Consider the following 26,103-nt stretch of genomic DNA (forward strand, 5'->3'; position numbering starts at 1 on the left):
GGGCTGGGTCCGGCCGCGCCCGTCGAATCCGCTCGATCGGGGAGGTCCCTGTCATGCCGAGATCACCTGTCGTGGCCGCTCTCGCGGCCCTCGCGCTGGTCACCGCCGGTGCCGCCACCGCGACCGCCGAGCCGGCGGCCACGACGTCACTCCGGGGCGGGTCGATCGCCCTGTCCGGATCCGACGCCCGCACGTTCGCCGTACCACCGGGGATGGTGAAACTCTGGTCGGCACAGCGTGCCGACGGAGGTACCCAGACCCGTTACCAGCAGATGGTCGGGTCGGCCTCCGTCCTCGGCGGCCAGCTGACCGTACTGACCGACAGGTCCGGCGCGACCGCCGCGGTGATCGGCGCGTACTTCCCCGGTCTGCAGGCCAAGAACAGCGCCGTGGTCTCGGCCGCGAGCGCCCGCGGAGTCGCGGCGAAGCGGGTCGGTGCCGACGGCAAGTGGTCGTCGACGCTGCGGATCGACCCGAAGGACGGCCGGCTGTTCCACGAGGTCGTCAGCCAGCGGATGGAAAACCGCTGGGTGCACTGGATCGACGCGGATACGGGCGCGGTGAAGAAGCAGTACGACGCGGTCGCGCACGGCGACGGTGTCGGAGTCAAGGGCGACACCAAGCAACTCGACACCACCCGGGCCGGGAGCACGTACGTCCTGCGGTCGGCGGACGGGCGCCAGGTGACGTATGACGCCGGCAACCGGGCCGTCCTGCCCGGCGCCCTGATGACCGACAGCGACGACCACTGGAACTTCAACCTGCCGAACCTGCTGTCGCCCAGCCAGGCACCCGGTGTCGACGCGCACTACTACGCCAACGTGACCGACGACTTCTACCGCGAGGTGTTCAAGCGGAACAGCCTGGACAACAAGGGCATGCCGGTCGTCTCGACCGTGCACTTCGCGAACCGGTACTGCAACGCGTTCTGGAACGGCGAGCAGATGGGGTACGGCGACGGCGACGGCAAGACCTGCATCTCGCTGTCCGGCGGCCTCGACGTGGTCGGGCACGAGCTCACCCACGGCGTCACCCAGTTCACCTCCAACCTGATCTACGAGAACGAGTCCGGCGCGCTGAACGAGGCGTTCAGCGACATGATGGGCAACACGATCGAGTTCTACGCGGCCCAGCGCGGTCTGGACCCGGCCGTGTCACCGGACTGGCTGATCGGCGAGGACATCATCCTGTCGCCGGACGCCGCACCCGGCTTCCGGAACATGGGCGACCCGCGTGAGGACGACGACCCGGATCACTACAGCGAGAAGCTGGTCGGTGAGGCGGACAGCGGCTTCGTCCACAGCAACAGCGGGATCCCGAACCACGCCTACTACCTGGCCGTCACCGGTGGCCGGAACGCCGGCTGCGACACCGTCGGGTCCAACGGTCACACCCACACGGCCGACTGTGACGTCGTGGTTCCCGCCGTCGGGTTGAACACCGCCCGGAAGGTGTTCTACGACGGGTTCACCAGCCTGCCGGAGTACGCGAACATGTGCGACGCGCGGAACGCCACGGTTGCGGTCGCGGGCGCGAACCGGGCCGCCATCAGCGCGGCCTGGGCAGCCGTCGGCCTGCACCAGGGCTGCACGCCGGGCACCCCGCCGCCACCGCCGTGTGTCGGTGATCCGGACGCCACCATCCCGTTCGAGTCACCGCACCCGTACGGCAACAACGGTGACTGCACCTGGACCTTCGACAACGGGTCCGGCGGGTTCGCGTTCCACTTCAGCCTGCTCGACACCGAGAAGGACTTCGACTACGTCATCGTGTACGACGGGAACGGCAACGAACTCGCCCGCTACACCGGCCTGCACCGCAACGGCGCCACCTCACCGTGCATCAGCACGTCGACCGGCTCCGTCCGCCTGCTGACCGACCCGGCGGTCACAGCCCAGGGCTTCATCGTGGACGCGGTGGTCGCCTGCTGAGAGGAGTCAGAACAGCCGGAGTACGTCGGACTCCATGCCGCGCAGCGCGTCGTAGTCGACGGTCAGGCACTCCAGGCCTCGGTCGGTAGCCAGGACCTTGGCCTGGGGCTTGATCAGCTGGGCGGCGAAGATGCCGCGGACCGGGGCGAGCATCGGGTCGCGGTTGAGGAGTTCGACGTACCTGGTCAGCTGCTCCACGCCGTCGATCTCGCCGCGGCGCTTCACCTCGACCGCGACGTGCCGGCCGTCCGCGTCCCGGCAGAGCAGGTCGACCGGCCCGATCGCGGTCGGGTACTCGCGCCGTACCAAGGTCCAGCCCTCGCCGAAGGTGTGGACGTGCTCGGCCAGCAGCTCCTGCAGGTGCGCCTCGACGCCGTCCTTGATCAGTCCGGGGTCGGTGCCCAGGTCGTAGGCGGTGTCGCTGTGCACCTCCTCGATCGTGATCCGGAGCTCCTCGCCGGCCTTGTTGGTGACGCTCCAGACGCCCTCTTCTTCCGTGAGCCTGCACGGCGGGGACATCCAGTTGAGCGGTTTGTACGACCCGCCGTCGGCGTGGATCAGCACCGATCCGTCCGCCTTCACCATCAACAACCGCGGCGCCATCGGCAAATGAGCCGTCAGCCGCCCGGAGTAATCCACAGAACAGGTAGCAATCACCAAGCGCACGAGAAAGCACCGTAGTCGACAACCGGCGCGGAACCTATGCCGCCGGGCCGTCCGGGGTGGCAGGCTGGTGGGCATGATGCCGAAGGTCAGCGAGCGGGCGATCGCCGAGTACGACGGGGTCGCGGCCGGGCTGGAGTCGTCCGGAGTGGTCCGGGGCAGCATGTTCGGCATGCCCTGCCTCAAGATCGGGCGCAAGATGGTCGCCGGGCTGTACGGCGACGCGATGACGTTCAAGCTGCCGCCGGAGCCGCGGGAGCGGGCGCTCGGTCTGCCGGGGGCGGAGCCGTTCGACCCCGGCATGGGCCGTCCGATGAAGGAGTGGGTGCTGATCCCGCTGAGCCAGGCCGCGGTGTGGCCGGACTACGCGGCCGAGGCGTTGGGGTACGTGCGCGAATGAACCTCATGTGTCCCGCGCGGATCCTGTTGCTGCCCGGTGATGTGGTCGAGGCGGCGGTGGGAGATCGGATCGCACAGGTGTATGCGGGGCCGTTCGAGGCGGCCGCCGGGGCTCGGTTGGCGGAACGGCTCGGGGTGCGGCTGACCGTCGTACCGGAGCTGGTACGGCGGTCCGACGACGAGCTGCAGGCGATCGCGGACCTGCACCGGGGCGAGACCGTGATCGTGCTCGGGGTGGATCTCGGGCTGCGGCTGCCCGCGGTCGTCGAACACAACGGCGACGGGTGGACCCGTGTCCCGAGCGACAACGAGCTCACGCTGGCGACGTACGAGCAGGCGGCGGAGAAGTTCCGGGATTCGATCCCCAAGGAGCCCGGCCCACTGCTGATGGAGCTCATGGACCTCCTCGCCGAGCGGGTCGGCCCCGGTGCCCGCGTGCTGGAGCTCGGCAGCGGGACCGGCCGTGGCGCGCTCGAGCTCGAGCGCCGGGGCATGACGGTACGACGGACCGACGCGGCCGCCTCGTTCATCCAGATGATGCGGGCCGACGGGTACGACGCCGACCGGCTCAACGCACTCACCGACGACTTCGGCGGTCCGTACGACGCCGTGTTCGCCAGCGCCGTGTTCCTGCACTTCGATCGCGCCCAGCTGGCCGACGTACTCAGGAAGGCGGTCCGGGCGGCGCCGCTGCTGGCCTTCACCACGCGGGAGGGCAAGGGCGAGGAGTGGTCGAACCGGTTCCTCGACCTGCCCCGCTACTTCGTCATGTGGCAGGAGGAGCCGCTGCGCGGGCTGCTCGCCGACACCGGCTGGACGGTCGATCACCTCACTCGCGACGAGGGCCGCAACGGCGGGTGGTTCCAGGTTCTGGCGAGCCGCGCCGTGTGAGGTTGGCCTCCCGGGGTGACTCAGCTCATGGGCGGACCACTGGGCGGACTGGCATAGTTCGGAGCATGGCTCGGGAACTGAAGACGGTCGGTGTGGTCGGTCTCGGCACGATGGGCGCCGGGATCGCGGAGGTGTTCGCGCGCAACGGGCTGACCGTGGTCGGCGTCGAGCGCGACGAGGCGGCGGCGGAGCGCGGCCGCGGGCACATCCAGCACTCGACCGACCGTGCGGTGAAGCGCGGCAAGCTGTCGGTCGAGGAGCAGCAGGCCCTGTTCGACCGGGTCACCTTCGCCACCGACCTGGAGGCGCTCGCCGACTGCGACCTGGTCATCGAGGCCGTGGTCGAGCGGCTCGAGCTCAAGCGCGAGGTGTTCTCAGCGCTGGACAAGATCGTCCGCGAGGACGCGATCCTGGCGACCAACACCTCGTCGTTGTCGGTGACCGAGATCTCGGTCGCCACCGAGCGCCCGGGCCGCGTCGTCGGCATGCACTTCTTCAACCCGGCGCCGGTGCAGGAGTTCGTCGAGGTGATCAAGACGGTCGTCACCGAGCCGCACGTGGTCGAGGACGTGCAGGAGCTCGCCCGCCGGCTGGACAAGGTCCCGGTGGTCGCGGCCGACCGGGCCGGTTTCATCGCCAACGCGCTGCTGTTCGGCTACCTGAACCACGCGGTCTCGATGGTCGAGTCTCGCTACGCCACCCGCGAGGACGTCGACGCGGCGATGCGGCTCGGCTGCGGCTATCCGATGGGCCCGCTGGCGCTGCTCGACCTGATCGGCCTCGACACGGCGTACGAGATCCTCGACACGATGTACAAGCAGGGCCGCAACCGCCTGCATGCGCCGGCCCCGATCCTCAAGCAGATGGTCACCGCCGGCCTGCTCGGCCGCAAGACCGGCCGCGGTTTCTACACCTACGAAGCGCCCGACTCCCCGGTCGTGGTCGACGACGACCTCACCCCGAAGCCCAGCGGCAAGGAGACCGTCGTACGCCCGGTTCGCCAGGTCGGCGTGGTCGGCTCCGGGACGATGGCGGTCGGCATCATCGAGGTCTGCGCCAAGGCCGGGTACGACGTCGTCTACGTCGCCCGCGGCACCGAGAAGGTCGACCGGGTCCGGGCCGCCCTGGAACGCTCGCTGGAGAAGGGCGTCCAGCGCGGCAAGCTGTCCTCCGACGAGCGCGACGCGGCCCTGCGCCGGATCGTCGGTACGGCGAAACTCGACGACCTGGCCACCGTCGACCTCGTGATCGAGGCCGTGGTCGAGGAACTGAGCGTCAAGCAGGCGCTGTTCGAGACGTTCGACGAGATCTGCAAGCCGGGCGCGATCCTGGCCACCACCACCTCGTCGCTGCCGGTCATCGACCTGGCGATGGCGACCAAGCGGCCGGGCGACGTGGTCGGCCTGCACTTCTTCAACCCGGCACCGGTGATGAAGCTCGTCGAAGTGGTCAGCACCGTGAGCACGTCCCCGGACGTGGCGGACACGGTCGCCGAGCTGGCCGTTGCCGCCGGCAAGCACCCGGTGCGGTGCGGTGACCGGGCCGGGTTCATCGTGAACGCGCTGCTGTTCCCGTACCTGAACGACGCGGTCCGGATGCTCGAGGCGCACTACTCGAACGTCGACGACATCGACGCCGCGATGAAACTGGGCTGCCGCCTCCCGATGGGCCCGTTCGAGCTGCTCGACGTGGTCGGCCTGGACGTCGCGCTGGCGATCCAGCGCACCCTGTACCTGGAGTTCCGCGAACCCGGCTTCGCCCCGGCCCCGCTGCTCGAGCACCTGGTCACCGCGGGCTACCTCGGCCGCAAGACCGGCCGAGGCTTCCGCGACTACAGCTGAGAGCATGCTGCTCGGCGCTCCGGACTCCTCGATGGTTTGTGTCCGTTCGTGCCTCTACGCTGCTGCCATGATCTCTCGTTCAGTCGTGGCGGTGCTGGTCGCGTTTGCTTGTGCCGGTTTGGCTGCCTGTGCTCCGGAGGACGAGCCGGCCGGTTCGACGACACCGTCCGCGGCCGATGCTTGTACCAAGGACAAACTGGCGCTGAAGGTGCCGGGGACGTTCTCCGTCGGGACCGACAAGCCGGCGTACGAGCCGTGGTTCTCCGGCGACGACCCGAGTAACGGCAAAGGATACGAGTCGGCGGTCACGTACGCGGTTGCGGAAAAGCTCGGCTTCCAGCGCGCCGAGGTGAAGTGGCAGACCGTGCCGTTCAACGCGGCGTTCGCGCCCGGGCCGAAGAAGTTCGACGTGGACGTCAACCAGATCTCGATCTCCGAGGATCGCCGCAAGGCCGTCGACTTCTCCACCGGGTACTACGACGTCCGGCAGACGGTGATCACCACGGCGGGCAGCAAGATCGCCGGCGCGAAGTCGGTCGCCGAGCTGGCCGACGCCAAGCTCGGGGCCCAGGTGGGGACGACGAGCTACGTGGCCCTGCGCGACGTGATCAAGCCGAAGCAGTCACCGGCCGTGTTCGACACCAACGACCTGGCCGTGCAGGCTCTGAAGAACAAGCAGATCGACGGCATCGTGGTGGATCTGCCGACCGGCTTCTACATGACCGCTGCGCAGCTCGACGGCGGCAAGATCGTCGGCCAGCTTCCGGCTGCCGGCCAGACCGAGCAGTTCGGCTTCGTGCTGGAAAAGGGCTCGGAGCTGACGCCGTGCGTCTCGCAGGCCGTGGATGCGCTCAAGGCCGACGGCACACTCGCGAAGCTCCAGCAGCAGTACCTCACCGCGGAAGGCGCGCCAGAGCTGTCGTGAGCCTCGTGGGGGAGTGGTGAGGAGTTCCGACGGCTGGCAGCCGTCGCAGCTACAGCTCGAGCGGCTCGCATACCGGCGGCGGCGCACGCTGCGGTCGGGTGTGATCGCCGGGATCAGCACCGTGGTCCTGCTCGGGCTGATCGTGCTCGGCATCGGGTCCACGCCCGGCTGGCCGCGGGTCCGGGAGACGTTCTTCGACGTCCACCGGGGGTGGGACGCGTTGCCGGTCGTCGCCCAGGGCCTCTGGCTGAACATCCGGGTGATGCTGGTCTGTGCCGTCCTCATCCTGATTCTGGGACTGACCCTCGCGATCCTGCGGACGCTGCGCGGACCGGTGTTCTTCCCGCTGAGGATCTTCGCCGCCGCCTACACCGACGTGTTCCGCGGGCTGCCGCTGCTGCTGGTGATCTTCCTGCTGGGCTTCGGCGTGCCCGCCCTCCAACTGCGGGGGCTGCCGAACCAGGCCGTCATCTGGGGCGGTGCCGCGCTGGTGCTCACGTACTCGTCGTACGTCGCAGAGGTCTTCCGGGCGGGAATCGAGTCGGTGCACCCGTCCCAGCGAGCCGCCGCGCGCTCCCTCGGGCTGTCGCACCGCCAGACGCTGCGATTCGTCGTATTGCCACAGGCTGTTCGGCGGGTGCTGCCGCCGCTGCTGAACGACTTCGTGTCGCTGCAGAAGGATTCCGGCCTGATCGCGGTGCTCGGCGTGATCGACGCCATCCGGGCCGCGCAGCTGGAGACGGCCGAGGACTTCAACTTCACTCCGTACGTCGTGGCCGGATTGCTGTTCGTCGCGTTGACGATCCCGCTGACGCGGCTGACGGACTGGGTGGCGCGCAGGCAGGGCTGGTACGGCGGGGGAGGTGGTCCGGTGTGAGCCTCTTGTCGATCCGCGGGGTGCGGAAGGCGTTCGGGGCGAACGTCGTGCTCGACGAGTTCGACCTCGAGGTGGAACAGGGCGAGTGCGTCGTCCTGATCGGTGCGTCCGGCTCGGGCAAGTCGACGTTGCTGCGCTGCGTGAACCTGCTGGAAACGGTCGACGACGGCGTCATCGAGCTCGACGGCACCGACATCACCGATCCCCGCGCCGAGGCCGACCGGATCCGCGCCGGCATCGGCATCGTCTTCCAGGCCTACAACCTGTTCCCGCACCTCACGGTGCTCGACAACGTCACGCTGGCGCCGATCCGGGTTCACCGGGTACGCCGTGATGTCGCGCGAACCCGGGCCCTGGAGATGCTGGAGCGGGTCGGGCTCGCGGACAAGGCGATGGCCAAGCCCGACGAGCTGTCGGGCGGGCAGCAGCAACGGGCCGCCATCGCCCGGGCGCTGGTGAACTCGCCGAAGCTGATGCTGCTCGACGAGGTCACGTCCGCGCTGGATCCCGAGCTCGTCGGCGAGGTGCTCGATCTGCTCCGCGAGCTGAAGGCCGACGGCATCACGATGCTGATCTGCACCCACGAGATGACGTTCGCCCGGGACGTGGCCGACAAGGTCTGCTTCCTCCACCAGGGCCGCCCGCTCGAGGTCGGGCCGCCCCAGCAGGTCCTCGCCGATCCCCGCGAACCCCGCACCCGCGAATTCCTCAGCCGCATCATCTCCTCGGGCCGCCTCTGAGCCGGTACCGCGGACGTTCGTCAGAACGTGACCAGCGGGTCACCGATGAAGTCGGCGATGAAGTTGACGAAGAAGAACCCGAAGAACAGGAAGTTCAGCAGCAGGATCAGGTAGTGCCACGGGCGCGGCCGGGCCGGCTCCGGCAGCTTGCTGTTCAGGTACATCAGCAGGAACGGGTAGATCAGCGCGCCCAGGTTCGACATGTTCGCCGACCACTGGACCAGGCCGACCGGCACGGCCAGGTGGATGACGATCGAGATCACCACCAGCAGCAGGATCATGAACGGGTAGTAGAACTTCCGCGGGTCGCCCTCGATGTGCGCCCGCAGTTTCGAGCTGCTGGCGTGGGAGGCGTCGGTGGTGACCCGGACCATCGCCTCGAAGATGCCGAGCTGGGTGCTGAACAGGATCAGCACACCCATCAGCAGGGCGATGTAGAACACGAAGCTGCCGTACTCGCCCCGCAGTACGTCGGCGACGAAGGTCGGCACGTTGGCCTGGGTCGGCCCCTCGCCGCGGATCTCGACGGCCCGCGTCATCAGGATCGTCGGCAGCAGCATGCCGAGCATGGCGCCGACGAAGAAGACACCCCACATGTCGATCAGCAGCAGGCGGTACCAGCGCCGCCACAGGCCGCGGTTCTTCTCGTCGTCCGGGAACGTGACACCGCTGGCCAGGACCTGCTTCCGCTCACCGCGCATCCCGGCGAGGTAGCCGGCCCGGTGGCCCATGCCGTAGCCCTTGTCCCGGTAGTGACCGAGGACGTACCAGTTCAGTCCGGAGGCGAGCGCGGTGAACCCGGCGAGCGCCCCCAGTTGCGTCGCCGAGATCCCGTCCGGCGGGGCGGCCGGGGTGAAGAAGCCGCTGATACCGTCCCACCAGATCCGGCCCGGGACGAGCACGATGTCGATGATCAGCAGGACGACGAGGATCGTCACCACCATCATCCAGTTCGCGAGCTCCAGGGCACGGCTGATCCGGCGGGCCGCCGCGGTGATGGCGAACACCAGGACGAGCAGCAGGATCGCGTAGATCCTGGGTTCCTCGGCGTCACCGGAGCCGGCCACCCGGCCGTGCACCAGGGCGTACACCCCCTGCCCGGCCGATGCCGCCCAGCCGCCGGCGATGAACGCGAAGATCACCAGGAACACCGAGACCGGAACCCAGAAGAACCAGCCCGGCGGGACGCGGCCCCACCCGACGACCGGCACCTCGCCGGTGGCCACGACGTACCTGGCGCACTCGACGTTGTAGAAGGTCTGCAGCAGCGCCGACACGGTGATGATCCAGCCGACCCCGACGAAACCGTACTGGCCCACGCTGAGCGGGCCGAGCAGCCATTCGCCGCTGCCGACCGAGATCCCGAGCGCGATCAGGCTCGGTCCGACGGCGAACTGGATCAGCTCGCGGGGACCCAGGCGGCGGACCTTGAAGACCTCCTCCGGGGTCGGCAGGTCCTGCACCGTCAGATCGGGGCGGCTGACGCCGAGCGGGTAGGTGTTCTCCGACTGCGTGATATCGGCCATCTGACTCTCCTCCGGCCAAGCGGACGGCTCCGACCGTCACGCCCTGTCCTGATGGTCACGCGCCGTCGCGGGGTTGGCAAGACCGTGCCGGGACCGAGACCTAGGGTGGGGGCGTGAAGAGACGGTTGCCCGCGCCACGGTCGCTGTTGGCGGATGCGGAAGGTCAGTGGGTACGGCGCTGGACCGGTGACGACTGGTTTGCCGAGGCCGACCGTTGGGTGCGGGAGCGGTTGGCCAGGGCCGGGACCGCCGTGACCGGGGAACCGGTGCCGTACAAGATCCGCTTCTGGGCGGCCGTCTGGTGCTACCCGACCGACCGAGGGCTCTTCTGGTTCAAGGAGAACAACCCCGGTCAGGCCTTCGAGGCCGCGCTGGTCGGTGCGATGGCGGAGGCGCTTCCGCAGCACGTTGTCGCACCACTAGCGATCGACCCGGACCGCGGCTGGCTCCTGACCGCCGACCAAGGCCTGACACTCGCCGATCAGAATGGCGCCGAATGGCATCGGCTCGTCGTCGAGTACGCCGCCTTCCAGCGCGACACCGTTCCACTCGAGCAGCCCTTGCTCGCCAGCGGGCTGACCTCCCTCGCGCCGTCCCAGCTGACCGGAGCCGTCCACGGCATCGCCGACTGGTTCGGCTCGTTGGCAGCCGATCATCCCCTGCGCCCCGACGCGGCGACGTTGTCCGGCCTGCGACGGGCCGCCGAGGCCGTCGCCGAGGTGGAGAAGTGGCTGCCGGGCGTCGTCCCGATGGCGCTCGATCAGAACGACCTGCATGCGCGAAATGTGTTCCGGCCCGATCCCGGCGGTCCGTTCCGGTTCTTCGACTTCGGCGACGCGATCTGGGGTCATCCGTTCGCCACGCTGGCCAGCGTGCGTGACGACGTCGACGACGCGGTCGTGACGGCGTACCTGGCGGAATGGTCGGACCTGGCGCCGATCGCCGTACTGCGCAAGGAGCTGGAGATCGCGGAGCCGCTGCACACCGTTCACCGGATGGTGTCCTGGCATCGTCTGCTGCGCCACGCGGACGAGATCGAGTGCGCAGCCTGGACCGAAAACGTCGACCACTGGCTCCGTGAACTCGTCCGGGCCTACGGCTCCACGTCGTAGCGCCGCAGCTAGGGCAGGAACGGCGTCAGTGTGGTGAGGAAGTCGTCGAGGCGTTCGGCGTGGACCCAGTGGCCGGCCTCGGGGATTTCGGCGTACCGGACCTGGGGGAAGTACGACGCGATGGTCGCGCGATGGTCCTGCTGGACGTAGTCGGACTTGCCGCCGTAGATGAAGAGTGTCGGGCCCTCGTAACGCAGCCCCTCGACGGCCGGCCAGCCGGAGATCGCCGGCAGTGCGGCCTCGATCACCGGCAGGTTCGGGCGCCAGCGTGCGCCCGCGTCGTCGAGGATCAGGTTCTGCAGCAGGAAGGCGCGGGTGCCGGGGGACTGGACCGCGCCGGCCAGTTGGGCGTCGACGTCGGCCCGGCGCTGCACTGCCGACAGGTCGGCGTTGCGCATGGCGCGGGCGTACTCGACGAAGGCCGGGGGATACGCGACCGGCGCGGCGTCGACGACGACCAGCCGCTCGACGACCTCGGGGTGCTCGAGCGCGGTGAGCATCGCGGTCTTGCCGCCCATCGAGTGACCGACCAGGGCGACCGGCCCGGCGCCGAGCGACTCGATCGTCTCGCGGACGTCCTCGGCCATCTCCGGGTAGCTCATCGTCTCGGTGTGCGGTGACGAGCCGTGGTTGCGCAGGTCGAAGGCGAACACGCGATGGTCCCCGGACAACCGCCGGGCCGCGGTCATCCAGTTCCGGCCGGAGCCGAACAGGCCGTGCATGACCACGACTGGCGTACCCGTTTCGCCGTACGACGTGACCGGAAGCTTCATGTCCTGCCTTTCAGCGGCGGCGTTGCCAGCAGGCGGAGTGCCAGTGGCGTCGCTCGTCGAGGGACTGGGCGCCGCCGATCGCGGCGAGCAGGCTGGGGTTCTCCGGCCAGACCACGACGTGCGGCGTGGCCGGCGGGATCAGCTGGTCGCACCCCGGGCAGCGGTAGGGCTTGCTCGACGCCGAGCCGGACACGCGGCGGACGAGCCAGTCGCCGTCGGACCGAGCCTCCCGCGCCTGGGTACCGCCGAGCAACGGCCGGTCGTTGACGGGCCGTTGCCACTTCGACGGTTTTCTGCGCGACATAGCCCCTCAAGGCTAGCCGTGTGGGGCAGGTCACCCGGGGGTGCCTGCCCCACCACCCGGTCAGCCCCGGGCGACGGCGTACGCCGCGGTGCCGATCAGCTCCATCGAGACCTGGAGGCGCTCCAGGCTGACGTTCTTCGCGATGGTGTCCTCCGGCGAGTGGTACGGCGGCTCGAGGAAGGCCGGCGAGATCTCACCGCGCCAGGAGAAGTTGGCCGACGCGATGCCGACCTCCTGGAACGACTGGTGGTCCGACGCGCCGCGCTGCACCGGGCCGACCATCTGTGGGTCGTACCCGAGCCGCTGACCCGCCGCCCGGACCGCGTCCGTCGCCGTGTTCGCGAGGCCGGTGAACGACAGCAGCCAGTACGTGATCGCCGGGTCCCAGCTGGTCGCGACCATGTCGTTCTGGAACACGGCCTTGTGCCGGTCCCGCTGCTCCTGCGACAGCTGCGCCACGTGGTAGCGGGAACCGATCAGGCCCTGCTCCTCCGAGCCCCACAGCGCGAACCGCAGCGTGGCTTCCGTCGGGATCCGGCTGAACACCCGGGCCAGCTCCAGCGTCAGCACGGTGCCGGAGCCGTCGTCGTTCGCACCCGGTGCGCCGATCACCGAGTCGTAGTGGCCGCTGACCACCACGATCGGCGAGTTCGGCCCGCCCTTGCCGCGCCGCTCGCCGATCACGTTGTTCGAGATCAGCCCGCGGTGCGCCTTGGTGCTGATCCGCAGCGGCAGCGAGTTCACCACCGCGAGGGCCTCGCGGATCAGCCGCTTCTGCACCTGGGCCACCCCGATCACCGGGATCGGCGCATTGGTCAGGCCGGCCGGCGAGAACGCCTGCGCCCGGCGCGGGAACACCAGGTCGGCCGGAAGCAGGATGACACCGACAGCACCCCGGGCCGCGGCCTCCGCGACCAAGGCAGGACGGGCGGCCGCGTTGTCGTCGGCGATCACGATCGACCCGGCGACGGTGGCCGGCCAGACCGGAGCGGTCGCCGGACCGACGTCGCGGACCGGACCTTCGACGGTGACGTCCAGCTTGCCGCCGGGCGCGGCGCCGGCCTGCCAGCACAGGTCGTTCGGCAGGATGTTGCGGACGTCCTCGATCTGGGCGAGGAACTTGTCCGCGACCGGGAACGGCTCCAGCCGGGTGTGGTAGCCGAACTTGTCGAGCTGGCCGGCGATGTAGTCGGCCGCCCGCTTCTCGCTCTCCGTACCGCCGATCCGTGGCCCGATCTCCTCGGACAGGACCTGCAGGTGGCGCAGCGCCCTCTCCGAGGACAGGGTCGACACGATCTGCCGGTCGTACCGGTCCAGGTTCGGGCGGTTCACCGCGCCGGGACGCTGGTCGTCGGCGGCCCAGGCCGGAGCGGCAGGCAGTGCGGTGGCGGCGGTCACTCCGGCGACGGCGCCGAGCAGGCCGCGGCGACTCAAACCGGATCTTTCGGTCATGCAGGTCTCCTCACAAGGTGGTGCGGCCCCGAGAGCAGAGACCGTAACCGATCAATCACCCGGGGCGCTGCATCTCGTGAGGTTTTTTCCTGAGCAGTGAGGGGAATCCCGCACCTGGAGCGGCGTACGGCGTACTACGCCTGCTGAGCCCGGAGGTCTTCGCCGACCTCGTGCAGGTGCTGCAGACCCAGCCGGTACGACTCGACCAGGCTCGTGCTCAGATACGGCATCCCGATCCGGGCGCAGTACGAACGGACGATCGGCTGCGCGAACCGCAGGTTCGCCCGCGGCATGCTCGGGAACAGGTGGTGCTCGATCTGGTAGTTCAGGCCGCCCATCATCCAGTCGGTGACCAGGCCGCCGTTCACGTTCCGCGACGTCAGCACCTGCTTCTCCAGGTGACCCCAGGTGGTGTCGGCGTCCGGCATCTCCATGCCCTTGTGGTTCGGCGCGAACACGCTGCCCAGGTGCAGGCCGAAGACCATGTGGTGGATCAGGGCGAACAGCACCGCCTGGCCCGGCGACATGATCAGGAACAGTGCGCCGAAGTACAGCACCAGGTGAGCGGCGATCAGGCCGAGTTCGAGCCGGGCCTCGCGACGCGGCCGGCCGAGCAGGAAGCGGATGCTGGAGACCTTGAGGTTGAACCCCTCGAGGGTGAGCAGCGGGAAGAAGATCTTGGCCTGGTTGCGGCTCAGCCAGCCGTGCAGACCGGTCCGGCCCTCCGCCTGCTCCAGCGTCCAGACCAGCACGCCCTCGCCGACGTCGGGGTCCTTGTCGGTGTGGTTCGGGTTGGCGTGGTGACGGTTGTGCTTGTCGTTCCACCAGCCGTAGCTCATGCCCAGCAGCACGTTGCCGTGCAGCATGCCGATCCAGTCGTGCAGTTTGCGGGAACCGGCGATCTGCTGGTGGCCGGCGTCGTGGCCGAAGAACGCCGCGCGGGTGGTGAGGATGCCGAGCGGGATCGCCAGGAACAGCACCCACCAGGAGGTGCCGAGGATCGCGACCCCGGCCCAGGTCGCGGCGAGCAGGGCGACGTTGATCCCGATCGCCATGACGTAGGCCGCGGTCCGCCGCTCCAGGAGTCCGGCGGCCTTGATCTCGCGCAGCAGCGGCGCGAAGTCGCTGCCTTTGGTGACAGTGGGGGGTGAAGCCGTTGGCTGAGCCATCAGGTCCTCGTCTCGAAGCGGTGGGGGCCTAGGCGTACAGCCACGGCCAGCGTACGGCATCAACCCTCGTCGCCCTAACGGCCGAAAACATGAGTGCTATCACCCGAACACGATGTGGGGACAGTGCCCCGGCAACGGTGGATCTAACACCCCTGAGACCCGGATCACCTTCGGTCATGATGGTGGGTGGACGGGCCACGCCGTACGGGCCCCCGAACGGGAGAGACACGATGACCACCATGGCCACCCCGGCGCCGCCGCTGCGGTACCCCAAGCTCGCACAGCCCTGGATCGCGCTGTTCCTGGCGATTCTGGCCGAGATCGGCATCGCCTTCTTCGTGCTCAACGTGGTGGCCGTCCCGCTGATCGCGGTCTGGGTCGGCATCCCGATGCTGCTCGCGTTCGTGCCGGCCACCCGCTGGTTCGCGAACTGCCACCGGACCATGCTGGCCGGCTTCCTCGGCGAGCCGATCCCGCGCCCGTACAAGAAGCCGCCGGTGCCCGGCATCCTGATGTGGCTGCGGACCACGCTGACCGACCCGGCCACCTGGCGTGACATCGTCTGGCTGCTCGTCAACGCGGTGCTCGGGTTCACGTTGAGTCTGCTGTCCGCGGTGCTGTTCCTGGCCACGCTGTTCTACCTGGTCTATCCGCTGCTCGTCGGCGTCACTCCGGAAGGTGTCTTCACCGAGCCGTTCGGCGGGCTGATCACGGTGAACTTCTGGACCAGCTTCCTGCTGTTGCCGCTGGCACTGATCGCGTTCATGATCTGGCACGCCGCCGGCGAGCGGCTGCTGAAGGCGAACGCGTACATCGCCCGCTCGCTGCTCGGCCCGACCGAGAGCGCCAAGCTGGCGCTGCGGGTCCGTGAGCTGGCCGAGTCCCGCGCGGAGACCGTCGACACCCAGGCGGCCGAGCTGCGCCGGATCGAGCGCGACCTGCACGACGGCGCCCAGGCCCGGCTGGCCGCGCTCAGCATGAATCTGGGTATGGCCGAGGAGATGGTGAACCGCGACCCGGCCCAGGCGGCCGCTCTGCTGACCGAGGCCCGCGAGTCCGCCAGTACGGCGTTGTCCGAGCTGCGTGACCTGGTGCGCGGCATCCACCCGCCGGTGCTCGCCGACCGCGGCCTGGAGGGAGCGGTCAAGGCGCTCGCGCTGACCTGCCCGTTCAAGGTCGACGTCACCTTCGAGATGCCCGGACGGCCACCCGCGCCGGTCGAGTCGGCGGCGTACTTCGCGGTGGCCGAGGCGCTCGCGAACGCGGTGAAGTACTCGGGCGCGACCACCGCCTGGATCCAGATCACCCACGAGCAGGAGCGGCTGCACATGATCGTCGGTGACGACGGCGTCGGAGGTGCGGAGGTCAGGCCCGGTGGCGGTCTGTACGGTATCGAGCGGCGGCTGGCCGCCTTCGACGGTACGTTGACCGTGGTCAGCCCGACCGGCGGGCCGACCACCGTGATCATGGAGCTGCCTTGCGAGTCCTCATCGCTGAAGACCACGCCCTCCTCCGGGACGGCCTGATCCGCCTGCTGGAGGCGCACGACTTCAAGGTCGTCGAGGCAGTCGACAACGGCCCCCGGCTGGTGCCGGCCCTGGTGGAACACCGTCCGGATGTGGCCGTGGTCGACGTACGGCTGCCACCCACGTTCACCGACGAGGGTCTGAAAGCGGCGATCGAGGCGCGCCGCCAGGTGCCCGGCCTGCCGATTCTCGTGCTGTCGCAGTACGTCGAGCAGCTGTATGCCCGCGAGCTGCTGACCGGGGGCGGCGGCGCGGTCGGCTACCTGCTGAAGGATCGCGTCTCGAACGTCGCCGAGTTTCTGGACTCGGTACGACGGGTGGCCGCCGGCGGGACCGCGATGGACCCGGACGTGATCGGCCAGCTGCTGGCCCGCAACACCCGGGACGAACCGATCGGCCGCCTCACCCCGCGCGAGGCCGAGGTCCTCGGACTGATGGCCGAGGGCCGCTCGAACGCCGCCATCGCCGGCGCCCTCTTCATCACCGAGAAGGCCGTCAGCAAACACACCAACAACATCTTCGCCAAACTCGACCTGCCCCCGTCGGAAGACGACAATCGCCGGGTGATGGCAGTCCTCACCTACCTGTCCTCCCGCTGAGTTGCGCGGAGCTGTTCGGGTAAGCGTTTGTCGGTAATCCGTTGACCTTTGACTGAAGGCGTCGGTAAGTTTTCAACCCAGTCCTGCATGATCCACGATCTGGGTGGTGGTGGCGATGGCGGTCCGGACCGGCGCGGAGCGTCTGGCCGGCGAGCCGGGGCTGGTGGGCGACGGACGCCTTGGGCTGATCACGAACTTCACCGGCGTCCTGCCCGATCTGCGACCGACCGCGGTCGCGCTGCTCGACGCCGGCCTCCGGTTGACCGCCCTGTTCGGACCGGAGCACGGTCTGCGCGGCACCGCCCAGGCCGGCGCGAGGGAGGCCGAGGGCATCGATCCCGACACCGGACTGCCGGTCTTCGACACCTATGATCGGCAGGGTTCCGCGCTCGACGAACTGTTCGCGGACGTGGATGTGCTGCTGTTCGACATCCAGGACATCGGGACGCGGTTCTACACCTACATCTGGACGATGTACGACTGCCTGCAGTCGGCCTCGCGCCTCGGCAAGCGCTTCGTCGTCCTCGACCGGCCGAACCCGCTCGGCGGTCTGCGCGTCGAGGGTCCGCTGCTGGAACCGGGGTTCGAGAGCTTCGTGGGCCGCGCGCCCATCCCCTTGCGCCACGGCGTCACGGTCGGCGAATTGGCGCTGCAGCTGGGCGAGGCCGAGGTCATCCCGATGGACGGCTGGGCCCGCGACTCGTGGGGGACCGGTGCGGTCTGGGTGCCGCCGTCGCCGAACATGCCGACCCTCGACACCGCCCTCGTCTATCCCGGCACCGGGCTGTTCGAAGGCACCAACCTCAGTGAGGGCCGCGGCACCACCCGCCCGTTCACGACGATCGGGGCGCCGTACCTCGACGAACGGTTCGTGCCGGCGCTGCGCGACTTCGAGTTGCCCGGCGTCGTCTTCCGCCGTACCTGGTTCGAACCGGTCTTCAGCAAGTACGCCGGTGAGGTGGTGCCGGGTGTCCAGCTTCACGTCGTGGATCCGGCGACGTACGAGCCGGTGCGGACCGCGCTGGAGATGCTGCACGTGATCGCGCAGCTGTATCCGGACGACCTGACACTGCTGCCGTCGCTCGACAAGCTGTGGGGCTCCGACTCGTTGCGCACGGCACTCGAAGCCGGCGACGACCCGTTGACGCTGTTGCCTGCGGCAACACTCGACTGGGTGCGGCCCGGCGTACTGCTCTACGAAGGGAGCGAGCGATGATCCGGTCCTTCGAAGTCGGCGACGGGCCGGTGCTGGCCGAGGCGTGGACGGCGGCGGCACCGGCGGATCCGATCGGGTACCGGCGCTTCCGCAATCTCTTCCTGCTCGACCGGAACTTCGACCCGGCCGGGCTGAAGGTTGCCGTGGACGACGATCAGGTGGTCGGCGCGGCATACGCCGTACGACGTCTGGTCGCTGCCTCCGGCGACGACCTCGAGCCGTCCTCCGGGTGGATTCCGTTCTTCTTCGTGCACCCGGATCATCGCGGTCGCGGACTCGGCCGGGAACTGCTGACGGCGGCTCTGGACTGGCTTCGGAGCGTCGGGCGGACCGAGGCGTACTTCTCGTCGTACACGCCGAACTACTTCCTGCCCGGTCTGGACGTCGATCGGTATCCGTCCGCCGAGCGGTTGCTGTCGGCACTCGGGTTCGAGCCTCAGTACGACGCCGTGGCGATGGACCGGAGCCTGGTCGGCTATCAGATCCCGGCCGAGGTTCGTGCGCAGATCGCCGGGTTGACGGCTGCCGGCTACACCTTCGGTACGCCGGACGGCGACGAGCTGACCTCGCTGATCGCGATCGCCGGCTCGGAGTTCAACCCGGACTGGGCCCGGGCGATCCGGGAGGCAGTCGTCGGCGGGATGCCGCTGGAGCGGATCGTGCTGGCGCGGGATCCCGCCGGCCGGGTGCTCGGCTGGGCGATGCACGGCACGTACGAGGGCGTCATCGACCGGTTCGGGCCGTTCGGCGTACTGCCGGCCTCTCGTGGCACCGGGCTCGGCAAGGTGCTGCTGCATCTGACGCTGGAGCGGATGGCCGGGCTCGGCGCGCACAGCGCATGGTTCCTCTGGACCGGCGAACAGTCGGCCGCCGGGCAGCTCTATCTCAAAACCGGATTCACCATCACCCGCAAGTTCACCATCCTCCGGGCGCCACTGAAGTGAGGAGTTGCCTGTGACCAGAACAGTGCTCGCCGTCGGAGCGCACATCGGCGACATGGACCTGACCGCCGGCCCCACCCTGGCCAAACTGGTCCTGGAAGGTGCGAACGTGACCATCGTGGCGCTGACGCCGGGGGAGCGCGGCCACCCGCGGCTGGCGCCGTCGGAGTACAAGAAGCAGAAGATCGCCGAGGGCGAGGAGTTCGCGTCGGCCATCGGCGCCGACTTCGTCGTCCTCGACCACAGCGACGGCTTCCTCCCCGACACCGACGAGGTCGCGACGGAACTCGCCACCATCATTCGCGACAAACAGCCCGACACCCTCATCACCCACTGGAAGCACAGCATCCACCGCGACCACGAACACGCCGCCCGCCTGTCCGAACGCGCCCGCTTCCTCGCCGGCCTCCCGTCCGAAGGCGTCGGCAGGCTGGACGACTACCCGCGCCACTCGGTCCGGACCTTCCTGCACGCGGAGAACTGGGAAGACATGGAAGGCTTCCAGCCGACGCTGTACGTCCCGATCCCGGACGAAGCCTTCTATCGCTGGGTCTCCGCCATCCGCCACCAAGCCTTCGCCCGCGGCGAAACCTACGGCTTCCGCTACATCGACTACTACACAGCCCTCATGACCACCCGAGGCTGCCTGGCCGGCTACCCCCGAGCCTGCGCCTTCCGCTCCACCCCCACCCCCGAAATCACCAAACTCCCCGCCCCGTAGCCGGAACGGACACCAGGCTTTTCGCAACTCTCTGTAACAACCCTGGGCGTCGGCCGATGGAGTCAGTGGGGGTGTCATCACTCAGGGCAGGCGAATCGGGCGTCGGCTGGTGGCATCGAGGGGGAATGATGGGCGCAGCAATTCAGGGGTATCTGGCCACATCCGGGATCCTCGCGCTGGTCGGGGGTGTGATCGGCTGGTTCGTCTTCAACCAGGTGGCGACCCCGGCACCGAACTGCATCCTGCCGGGTTCGGACACGTGCCTCGAGGCGTTCGGCATGACGTTCGTACCGTTCGTCGTCTTCACCGCCGCCATCGGCGGCGCCATCGGCCTGGCCGCCCAGTTCATCAAAGGCGAGCTGTTCTAGGCGGCGCCGGCGTACTAGGAGGCGTCGGCTTTGCGGACCCAGACTTCTCGGATGATGAGGAGGAGGGCGGCGGCGCTGGGGATGGCGAGGAGGGCGCCGACCACGCCGAGGAGGGCGCCGCCGAGGAGGGCGGCGATGACGGTGACGGCGCCGGGGATGTCGACGGCGCGGCGCATGATGCGGGGCGCCACGATGTAGTTCTCGATCTGCTGGTAGACGATGCCGTACGCGAGGCAGGCGACGCCGATCCACAGGCCCTCGGTGAAACCGATGAGGGCGACGATGACGACACCGATGAGGCCACCGACCATCGGGATGAACGCGGTGAACATCACCACGATCGCCAGCGCCAGGGCGTACTCGCGCAAGCCGACGATCTGCAGGAACACGAACATGAAGAACCCGGCACACGCCGCGACCAGGAACTGGCCGCTGACGTAGCCGCCGACCCGGCTGAGGACCTCGTCGCCGAGGATCGAGACGCGGGTACGCCGGCTGGCCGGCACCAGGCTGTACGCCGCCCGCTTCACCGACGGGAGGGACGCGAGGAAGTACAGCGTCAGGATCAGGATGGTGAAGCCGGAGAACAGGGCGTTCGCCACCACCTTGCCGACGCCGAGGATGCCGCCGAAGGCGCGCTGGGCCAGGGCCGGGTCCTGGATGTAGTCCTGGGCCTTCTGGATGAACTGGTAGCGGTCGTTGAGTTCGTTGAGGGTCTCCGACTTGGTGAGCAGGTCGAGCCACTCGGGTGCGTTCTTGATCAGGCTGTTGATCTGTTCGGTGACGACCGGGACGATCGCGAAGCCGACGCCGGCCACCGCGAGGATCATCAGCAGGAACACCACGCCGACGGACAGGCCGCGCTTCAGGCCGCGGCGCATGAACCACTCGACCAGCGGGTTCAGGCCGACCGCGATGAACATCGAGACCAGCAGCAGGATGAGGACCGATCGGGCCTGGCCCAGGGCGTTCCACAGGCCCCAGGCGACGAGTACGCCGAGAGCCGCGAAGAACCCGAACATGAACGGGTTCGACCGCCGCAACGGCGGCCCCGGCCGGCCCATGCCGACATCCGGATGCCGCTCGTCGATCAGCAACTCCCCGGCAAAATTCTCCTCCCCCTGCCCCGCCTCAACCTCATCCGCAGCCCTACCAGCCGACCGCGCAGCCCCCGCCGCCTCATCAGCCTTCCCAGCAGCACTCTCCGCCTCGTCCGCCGCGTCGTCAGCCTTCCCAGCAGCACTCTCCGCTTCGTCCGCCGACTCATCGGCCTGGTCGGCGGACTCGTCCGCCTGACGCGCGGAGGTGCCGGCCGTGCTTGCAGCACTCTCGGCGTCGTGGGCTGAGTCGCCGGCCTTGCTCGCAGCTCCAGCCGCCTTGTCCGCAGAGTCGTCGGCGGTGTCAGCAGCACCCGCCGCCTTGTCGGCGGAGTCATCGGCCTTGCCGGCCGAGGTGTCTGCCTTTTCGGCGGAGGATTCGGCCGCGTCGGCGGAGTGGTCGGCTTCTTCGGCGGAGGTTTCGGCTCGGGTGGCGGCGGCTTCTGCCTCGGCGGCGGCGGACTTGGCCTCGCGGGCTGCCTTTGCGAGGTCCTGCTCGGGCGTCGCTGTGGAGTTTTCGTCGCCGGGTGGCGTCACATCTTGTCCTTCGGGGATCGCGCGCCGGAGGCGGCCTCGTCGGTCTTCTCGTCGTCGGCGGGCTTGGCGTCGCCCGGCGTGGCCGAGGCGTCGACGACCGCCTGGACCCGAGTCTCCTCGTCCGCGAGGTCATTCAGCCGGAACTCGTCGATCTTGGTCGCGTCGGCCGGCTCGGCGTCCACCGGACCACCGGCGGTCTTGCCGGCCAGCTCGTCGGAGACCTTGGTGTCGACCCGCAGCGGGGTGTCGATCCGTGTCTCGTCCACGCGCGCGTCACCGGCAGCGACGCCCACGAACGGGCTCGACCCGGTGAACGGGCCGTCCTCCTCGTCGTCCTCGCCGGACGAGGCCGCGGCCTTCGGCGCAAAGGGGCTGTCGGCCGGAGCGTCGTCCTTCGGCTTGGCTGCGAACGGGCTGTCGGCGGGTGCTTCGTCCTTGGCCTTGGGGGCGAAGGAGCTGTCAGCCGGGGCCTTGTCCTTCGCGTTGGGGGCGAAAGGGCTGGTGGCGGGCGCTCCATCGTCGGTCTTCGCCGGGTACGGGCTCGAGGCGGCCCGGGGCGCGAAGGGGCTGTCGGCCGGCGCTTCCGCCGAAGCCGGAGTCGCGGCAGACGCGGGAGCCGAAGGCGAAGCCGAAGCCGAAGTCGCGGCCGAAGCCGGAGTCGCGGCCGAAGCCGGAGTCGCGGCAGACGCCGGAGCCGCAGGCGAAGCCGAAGTCGGAGCCGAGGCCGAAGTCGGAGCCGAAGTCGGAGCCGAAGTCGGAGCCGAGGCCGAAGTCGGAGCCGAAGTCGGAGCCGAGGCCGAAGTCGGAGCCGAGGCCGGAGCCGAGGGCGAAGCCGGAGCCGAGGGCGAAGTCGGGGCGGTGGACGCAGGAGTTGCCGGGGAGGAGTTCTGCGGGCGGGCGAAGGGGCTCACGTACGCCGGGGCGGCGGTTTCGGAGTCGAGTTCGGCGGCCTGGCGGGCGATGTTGCTGGCGATCTCGTTCAGGCCGGCGATCTGGGTGAGGATGCCGTCGCGGCGCTTCGCCAGCCGCTCGGTCTCGCGGGCGATGATGGTGCGCGACCGCTCGGCCTCGTCGGCGGCGTTGGCCAGCTCGGCCTCGGCCCGGGTGCGGGCGGTGGTGAGCAGCTGCTCGGCCTCGCGACGGGCGCGGGCCAGCGTCCGCTCGGCCGACTCCTCGGCCTCGGCGCGGATCTTGCGGGCCTGCTCGGTCGCCTCCGCGACGCGCCGCTCGGAGGCTTCCGCGGCCTCGCGCATCTGGGTGGTCAGGTTTTCGGTGTCGGCGGCGATCTGCTGGTGCTTGTCGGCCAGCTCCTTGGCCTGCTGCTCGCGCTCGTCGGCCAGCCGGGCCCGGAGGGCGGCGGACTCGCGCTGGATAGCGGTCCGGATCTTCTCGGCCTCGTGCAGCGCGCCGTTCTTCAGCGTGCTGGCCTGCGACTCCGCCGTCAGCATCAGCTGCTCGGCCTTGCGCCGGGCGGTCTGCAGCACCTCGGCGGCCTCGGTCTCGGCGGTACGGCGGATCTCGGCGGCGTCACCCTCGGCGGTCCGGCGCATGCTGTCGGCCTCGTTCAGCGCGACGGTGCGGATGTCCTCGGCCTCGCGCTCACCGGCGGCCCGGGTGGCGGCGGCTTCCTTGGCGGCGGCGGCGCGGAGCTCGTCGGCCTCCCGGCGGGCTTCCTCGAGCGCCTCGGACGCCTGGTCCTGGGCCAGCCGGAGGATCTGCGCGGCCCGGTCGCCGAGACCGGCGTACGACGGGTTGGCGCTGGCCTCGAGCTGGCGCCGGGTCTCCTCGAGTTGCCGCTGCAGCGGGGCGACACTGCCCTGGAGCTCGTCGGCCCGGTTCCGCGCCTCGACGAGTTGCATCTCCAGCGCGCGGACGTAGTCGTCCACGGCCTGCTTGTCGTATCCGCGCCGGCTGACCGGGAAGCCCCCGGCCGCGGTCGCCGTACGGTCGAAGAACGGCAAGCTGGACTCGTCAGGCATTCCCGAGATTCCCTTCTGGCGGCTCGTTGTGAATCCTCCACCTTAAGCCTGTCAGAACCCGGCGTGACCAGCCAATCCGCCCCTGGGGACAGCTACCTGTCGCGGAACCGATTGATGGCCGCTTCGTGCTGGGCGCGCAGTTCCGGGTTCCGTACGCCGAGGCCCTCGGTCGGGGCCAGCGTGAGTACGCCGACCTTGCCCTGGTGCAGGTTGCGGTGGACGTCGTACGCCGCCTGCGCGGTCTCCTCCAGCGGGTACACCTTGCTCACCGTCGGGTGGACCATGCCTTTGGCAATCAACCGGTTGGCCTCCCAGGCCTCGCGGTAGTTGGCGAAATGGGAGCCGATGATCCGTTTCAGGTTCATCCACAGGTAGCGGTTGTCGTACTCGTGCATGAACCCCGACGTGGACGCACACGTCACGATCGTCCCGCCGCGCCGGGCGACGTACACCGACGCCCCGAACGTCTCCCGGCCCGGGTGCTCGAACACGATGTCCGGGTCGTCACCGCCGGTCAGCTCCCGGATCCGGGCGCCGAACCGCTTCCACTCCTTCGGGTCCTGGGTGTTCTCGTCGGACCAGAACTTGTAGCCCTCGGCGGTCCTGTCGATGATCAGCGAAGCGCCCATCGACCGGCAGATCTCCGCCTTCTCCGGCGACGACACCACGCAGACCGGGATCGCCCCGCCGTTCAGCGCGAACTGCGTCGCGTACGAACCGAGCCCGCCGGACGCACCCCAGATCAGGACGACGTCACCCTGCTTCATGTTGGCGCCGTTGGCCGAGACGAGTTGCCGGTAGGCCGTGCTGTTCACCAACCCTGGGGACGCGGCCTCCTCCCAGGTCAGGTGGTCCGGTTTCGGCATCAGCTGGTTCGACTTCACCAGCGCCAGCTCGGCCAGGCCGCCGAAGTTGGTCTCGAACCCCCAGATCCGCTGCTCGGAGTCGAGCATCGTGTCGTTGTGGCCGTCGGGCGACTCGAGTTCGACCGAGAGGCAGTGCGCGACCACCTCGTCGCCGGGCTTCCAGGCGTTCACGCCGGGGCCGGTGCGCAGGACGACGCCGGCCAGGTCGGAGCCGACCACGTGGTACGGCAGGTCGTGGCGGGCGGTCAGCGGCGACAGCTTCCCGTACCGCTTGAGGAAGGAGAACGTCGACACCGGTTCGAAGATCGACGTCCAGACGGTGTTGTAGTTGATCGCACTCGCCATCACCGCGACGAGAGCCTCACCCGGTCCGAGTTCCGGTGTCGGGACCTCGTCGAGATGCAGGCTCTTGCGCGGGTCCTTCTCCTTGCTGTCCAGACCCTCGAACATGGACGTCTCGTCGGCGTGCACGGTGATGCCCCGGTAGTGGTCGGGTACGTCGAGCGCACCGACGGCAGCGGTGTCACCGGACAGAATCGCGTCGAGGATCTGCTTCACGTCGTACCTCCTGCAGCGGCGGTCTGGGGTGAGCGGAACTTACCGCTGAGTATGCACGTCTGGCTGTGCCCTGTAACACAGCCGGGCACGGGTGAGACGACCGTCACTTTTCCAGTCCACCGTTGTCAGTGGTCTTATCAGCGCAGGCGGGTGTGCAGCCGTACCTCGGTGAAGTCGTCACCCGACCTCAGCTGGACCAGGTCGCACAGCTGGTTGGCCAGCCAGACCCCGCGGCCGCCGAGCCCGTCGAGCGGCGGCAGCACCCGGCCGACGAGCAGATCGTCGATCCGCCCGCGGTCGGCCACGTCGCAGATCAGCGCGCCGTCCTCGATCCAGACCGACAGCGTCCCGCGACCGCCGCCGAACCGGATGCTGTTCGTGCAGATCTCGTGCAACGCGAGCGCCAGGTCGTCCAGCCGGTCCCGGGACACCCCGAACGACGATGCCCGCGCGTTGACCCACTGCCGCACCTGCCCGAGCTCGGCCAGGCCGAATTCCCACCGTTCGGCCCGGTCCGGTACGCCGCTCAGCGCCGTACGGAACGTCTTCTCCGCAAGGGCTTGCGCGCCCGAGTGGGTGGCGGTCGGGTCGATCCCGACCGAGGCCTCGAACGGGCAGAGCAGCCGGAAGTCCTTGTCGTGCGCGAACGCCACGTCGAGCAGCGCCTCGTGCAGCAGGGCTTCGTCGTACTCGGCCGCGCTGCGACCGGCGTAGGCGGGCTCATCGAGGCCGCGGACCGGGCGGCCGGCGTTGCGCTCGAGCACGTCCCGCCACAGCGGGATGAGCCGGGCCGGGTTGCGGCCGGCCTCGGTCATGTCGATGAAGCCGACCTGCTCGGCGTCGGCCCCGAGCGCCTCGCGCAGGCCGGCGATGCGGGCAGGCGGCAGGGCAGCCACGATCGCCTCACCTGTTGCCAGGCCGTCGCGGACGAAAGGTGTCGCGAGCCGCACGAACTCCTCGTCCGATCCGTAGACGAAGGCGCCGTGCCGGAACGCCGTCGGCACACCGTCCAAGGAGTCGGTGGCGCTGTCCCTCAGCACCCGAACAGCGTAGACCGGGAACTGCCGATGAGCAGTGGTTCGGCGCGTGCCG

Annotated in this window: 24 protein-coding genes; 14 read left to right on the forward strand and 10 right to left on the reverse strand. The window is 69.3% G+C overall.

Annotated features, from left to right (window positions below):
• Positions 1-53 precede the first annotated feature (53 nt).
• Positions 54-1,931, forward strand: coding sequence for a M4 family metallopeptidase (locus ACYVOK_RS24445; protein ID WP_460664859.1), 1,878 nt, complete (start codon positions 54-56; stop codon positions 1,929-1,931).
• A 6-nt stretch (positions 1,932-1,937) separates the two neighbouring features.
• Here ACYVOK_RS24445 and nucS read toward each other — a convergent pair whose 3' ends face one another.
• Entirely contained in the window at positions 1,938-2,597 is a 660-nt protein-coding gene (gene nucS, locus ACYVOK_RS24450; RefSeq protein ID WP_460664860.1) for an endonuclease NucS, read from the reverse strand.
• Positions 2,598-2,670: 73 nt separating this feature from the next.
• On the opposite strand from nucS, the gene ACYVOK_RS24455 reads away from it, so the two are divergent.
• The 6 genes from ACYVOK_RS24455 (at position 2,671) to ACYVOK_RS24480 (ending at position 8,267) form a co-directional block, all read left to right on the forward strand.
• Positions 2,671-2,994 carry a hypothetical protein gene (locus ACYVOK_RS24455; RefSeq protein ID WP_460664861.1) on the forward strand — a complete coding sequence of 108 codons (324 nt, stop codon included), beginning with the start codon at positions 2,671-2,673 and terminating at the stop codon, positions 2,992-2,994.
• Positions 2,991-3,884: a class I SAM-dependent methyltransferase gene (locus tag ACYVOK_RS24460; protein WP_460664862.1), complete on the forward strand. Its 894-nt coding sequence runs from the start codon at positions 2,991-2,993 to the stop codon at positions 3,882-3,884. Before ACYVOK_RS24455 ends, ACYVOK_RS24460 begins: the two co-directional genes overlap by 4 nt.
• A 65-nt stretch (positions 3,885-3,949) precedes the next feature.
• Positions 3,950-5,725 carry a 3-hydroxyacyl-CoA dehydrogenase family protein gene (locus ACYVOK_RS24465; RefSeq protein WP_460664863.1) on the forward strand — a complete coding sequence of 592 codons (1,776 nt, stop codon included), beginning with the start codon at positions 3,950-3,952 and terminating at the stop codon, positions 5,723-5,725.
• Positions 5,726-5,792: 67 nt separating this feature from the next.
• On the forward strand, positions 5,793-6,650 hold the full coding sequence (locus tag ACYVOK_RS24470; protein ID WP_460664864.1) for an ABC transporter substrate-binding protein: 858 nt from the start codon (positions 5,793-5,795) through the stop codon (positions 6,648-6,650).
• A gap of 16 nt (positions 6,651-6,666) precedes the next feature.
• Positions 6,667-7,527, forward strand: a complete 861-nt coding sequence (locus ACYVOK_RS24475; RefSeq protein WP_460664865.1) for an amino acid ABC transporter permease — start codon at positions 6,667-6,669, stop codon at positions 7,525-7,527.
• On the forward strand, positions 7,524-8,267 hold the full coding sequence (locus ACYVOK_RS24480) for an amino acid ABC transporter ATP-binding protein (RefSeq protein ID WP_460664866.1): 744 nt from the start codon (positions 7,524-7,526) through the stop codon (positions 8,265-8,267). The genes ACYVOK_RS24475 and ACYVOK_RS24480 overlap by 4 nt, the downstream gene beginning before the upstream one ends.
• Positions 8,268-8,287: 20 nt before the next feature.
• Here ACYVOK_RS24480 and ACYVOK_RS24485 read toward each other — a convergent pair whose 3' ends face one another.
• A complete protein-coding gene (locus ACYVOK_RS24485; RefSeq protein ID WP_460664867.1) occupies positions 8,288-9,793 on the reverse strand; it encodes an Nramp family divalent metal transporter in 1,506 nt (501 codons plus the stop codon).
• A 113-nt stretch (positions 9,794-9,906) separates the two neighbouring features.
• Between ACYVOK_RS24485 and ACYVOK_RS24490 the strand changes: the two genes are divergently transcribed.
• A complete protein-coding gene (locus ACYVOK_RS24490; RefSeq protein WP_460664868.1) occupies positions 9,907-10,905 on the forward strand; it encodes an aminoglycoside phosphotransferase/kinase family protein in 999 nt (332 codons plus the stop codon).
• Between the two features lie 8 nt (positions 10,906-10,913).
• Here the strand turns inward: ACYVOK_RS24490 and ACYVOK_RS24495 are convergent, their stop codons facing one another.
• The 4 genes from ACYVOK_RS24495 to ACYVOK_RS24510 all read right to left on the reverse strand — a co-directional run bounded on the left by ACYVOK_RS24495 (position 10,914) and on the right by ACYVOK_RS24510 (position 14,603).
• Positions 10,914-11,678 (reverse strand): alpha/beta fold hydrolase, encoded by a 765-nt coding sequence (locus ACYVOK_RS24495; RefSeq protein WP_460664869.1) that lies wholly within the window; start codon positions 11,676-11,678, stop codon positions 10,914-10,916.
• 10 nt (positions 11,679-11,688) lie between these two features.
• Positions 11,689-11,982, reverse strand: coding sequence for a hypothetical protein (locus ACYVOK_RS24500; RefSeq protein ID WP_460664870.1), 294 nt, complete (start codon positions 11,980-11,982; stop codon positions 11,689-11,691).
• 60 nt (positions 11,983-12,042) lie between these two features.
• On the reverse strand, positions 12,043-13,434 hold the full coding sequence (locus tag ACYVOK_RS24505) for a M28 family peptidase (RefSeq protein WP_460664871.1): 1,392 nt from the start codon (positions 13,432-13,434) through the stop codon (positions 12,043-12,045).
• 134 nt (positions 13,435-13,568) lie between these two features.
• Complete coding sequence (locus ACYVOK_RS24510) at positions 13,569-14,603, reverse strand: fatty acid desaturase family protein (RefSeq protein WP_460664872.1); 1,035 nt, start codon at positions 14,601-14,603, stop codon at positions 13,569-13,571.
• A gap of 230 nt (positions 14,604-14,833) precedes the next feature.
• Between ACYVOK_RS24510 and ACYVOK_RS24515 the strand changes: the two genes are divergently transcribed.
• The 6 genes from ACYVOK_RS24515 to ACYVOK_RS24540 all read left to right on the forward strand — a co-directional run bounded on the left by ACYVOK_RS24515 (position 14,834) and on the right by ACYVOK_RS24540 (position 19,974).
• Positions 14,834-16,129, forward strand: coding sequence for a sensor histidine kinase (locus ACYVOK_RS24515; protein WP_460664873.1), 1,296 nt, complete (start codon positions 14,834-14,836; stop codon positions 16,127-16,129).
• Positions 16,081-16,728, forward strand: a complete 648-nt coding sequence (locus tag ACYVOK_RS24520) for a response regulator (RefSeq protein ID WP_460664874.1) — start codon at positions 16,081-16,083, stop codon at positions 16,726-16,728. Before ACYVOK_RS24515 ends, ACYVOK_RS24520 begins: the two co-directional genes overlap by 49 nt.
• 115 nt (positions 16,729-16,843) lie before the next feature.
• The gene (locus ACYVOK_RS24525) at positions 16,844-17,944 is read left to right on the forward strand and encodes an exo-beta-N-acetylmuramidase NamZ family protein (protein WP_460664875.1); all 1,101 of its coding nucleotides are present in this window, start codon (positions 16,844-16,846) and stop codon (positions 17,942-17,944) included.
• Positions 17,941-18,888 carry a GNAT family N-acetyltransferase gene (locus ACYVOK_RS24530; RefSeq protein WP_460664876.1) on the forward strand — a complete coding sequence of 316 codons (948 nt, stop codon included), beginning with the start codon at positions 17,941-17,943 and terminating at the stop codon, positions 18,886-18,888. Before ACYVOK_RS24525 ends, ACYVOK_RS24530 begins: the two co-directional genes overlap by 4 nt.
• 10 nt (positions 18,889-18,898) lie before the next feature.
• Entirely contained in the window at positions 18,899-19,606 is a 708-nt protein-coding gene (locus ACYVOK_RS24535; RefSeq protein ID WP_460664877.1) for a PIG-L deacetylase family protein, read from the forward strand.
• A gap of 128 nt (positions 19,607-19,734) precedes the next feature.
• Positions 19,735-19,974, forward strand: a complete 240-nt coding sequence (locus ACYVOK_RS24540; RefSeq protein ID WP_460664878.1) for a hypothetical protein — start codon at positions 19,735-19,737, stop codon at positions 19,972-19,974.
• A gap of 14 nt (positions 19,975-19,988) precedes the next feature.
• Here the strand turns inward: ACYVOK_RS24540 and ACYVOK_RS24545 are convergent, their stop codons facing one another.
• From ACYVOK_RS24545 to ACYVOK_RS24560, 4 genes are all read right to left on the reverse strand, one after another.
• Positions 19,989-21,608, reverse strand: coding sequence for an AI-2E family transporter (locus ACYVOK_RS24545; protein ID WP_460664879.1), 1,620 nt, complete (start codon positions 21,606-21,608; stop codon positions 19,989-19,991).
• Positions 21,605-23,587 carry a transposase gene (locus ACYVOK_RS24550; protein ID WP_460664880.1) on the reverse strand — a complete coding sequence of 661 codons (1,983 nt, stop codon included), beginning with the start codon at positions 23,585-23,587 and terminating at the stop codon, positions 21,605-21,607. The genes ACYVOK_RS24545 and ACYVOK_RS24550 overlap by 4 nt, the downstream gene beginning before the upstream one ends.
• Before the next feature lie 92 nt (positions 23,588-23,679).
• Positions 23,680-25,011 carry a crotonyl-CoA carboxylase/reductase gene (ccrA, locus tag ACYVOK_RS24555; protein WP_460664881.1) on the reverse strand — a complete coding sequence of 444 codons (1,332 nt, stop codon included), beginning with the start codon at positions 25,009-25,011 and terminating at the stop codon, positions 23,680-23,682.
• A 137-nt stretch (positions 25,012-25,148) separates the two neighbouring features.
• Positions 25,149-26,051 (reverse strand): anti-sigma factor RsbA family regulatory protein, encoded by a 903-nt coding sequence (locus ACYVOK_RS24560; RefSeq protein ID WP_460664882.1) that lies wholly within the window; start codon positions 26,049-26,051, stop codon positions 25,149-25,151.
• Between the last annotated feature and the right edge of the window lie 52 nt (positions 26,052-26,103).

It is taken from the genome of Kribbella swartbergensis, assembly GCF_054784135.1.

Excerpts from the sequence above, each read along its gene's own strand:
- ACYVOK_RS24550 (WP_460664880.1), bottom strand. The coding sequence starts at position 23,587 with ATGCCTGACGAGTCCAGCTTGCCGTTCTTCGACCGTACGGCGACCGCG.
- ACYVOK_RS24445 (WP_460664859.1), top strand. The coding sequence starts at position 54 with ATGCCGAGATCACCTGTCGTGGCCGCTCTCGCGGCCCTCGCGCTGGTC.
- ACYVOK_RS24455 (WP_460664861.1), top strand. The coding sequence starts at position 2,671 with ATGATGCCGAAGGTCAGCGAGCGGGCGATCGCCGAGTACGACGGGGTC.
- ACYVOK_RS24530 (WP_460664876.1), top strand. The coding sequence starts at position 17,941 with ATGATCCGGTCCTTCGAAGTCGGCGACGGGCCGGTGCTGGCCGAGGCG.
- ACYVOK_RS24515 (WP_460664873.1), top strand. The coding sequence starts at position 14,834 with ATGACCACCATGGCCACCCCGGCGCCGCCGCTGCGGTACCCCAAGCTC.
- ACYVOK_RS24525 (WP_460664875.1), top strand. The coding sequence starts at position 16,844 with ATGGCGGTCCGGACCGGCGCGGAGCGTCTGGCCGGCGAGCCGGGGCTG.
- ACYVOK_RS24465 (WP_460664863.1), top strand. The coding sequence starts at position 3,950 with ATGGCTCGGGAACTGAAGACGGTCGGTGTGGTCGGTCTCGGCACGATG.
- ACYVOK_RS24505 (WP_460664871.1), bottom strand. The coding sequence starts at position 13,434 with ATGACCGAAAGATCCGGTTTGAGTCGCCGCGGCCTGCTCGGCGCCGTC.
- ACYVOK_RS24495 (WP_460664869.1), bottom strand. The coding sequence starts at position 11,678 with ATGAAGCTTCCGGTCACGTCGTACGGCGAAACGGGTACGCCAGTCGTG.
- ACYVOK_RS24485 (WP_460664867.1), bottom strand. The coding sequence starts at position 9,793 with ATGGCCGATATCACGCAGTCGGAGAACACCTACCCGCTCGGCGTCAGC.
- ACYVOK_RS24500 (WP_460664870.1), bottom strand. The coding sequence starts at position 11,982 with ATGTCGCGCAGAAAACCGTCGAAGTGGCAACGGCCCGTCAACGACCGG.
- ACYVOK_RS24510 (WP_460664872.1), bottom strand. The coding sequence starts at position 14,603 with ATGGCTCAGCCAACGGCTTCACCCCCCACTGTCACCAAAGGCAGCGAC.
- ACYVOK_RS24540 (WP_460664878.1), top strand. The coding sequence starts at position 19,735 with ATGGGCGCAGCAATTCAGGGGTATCTGGCCACATCCGGGATCCTCGCG.
- ACYVOK_RS24470 (WP_460664864.1), top strand. The coding sequence starts at position 5,793 with ATGATCTCTCGTTCAGTCGTGGCGGTGCTGGTCGCGTTTGCTTGTGCC.
- ACYVOK_RS24460 (WP_460664862.1), top strand. The coding sequence starts at position 2,991 with ATGAACCTCATGTGTCCCGCGCGGATCCTGTTGCTGCCCGGTGATGTG.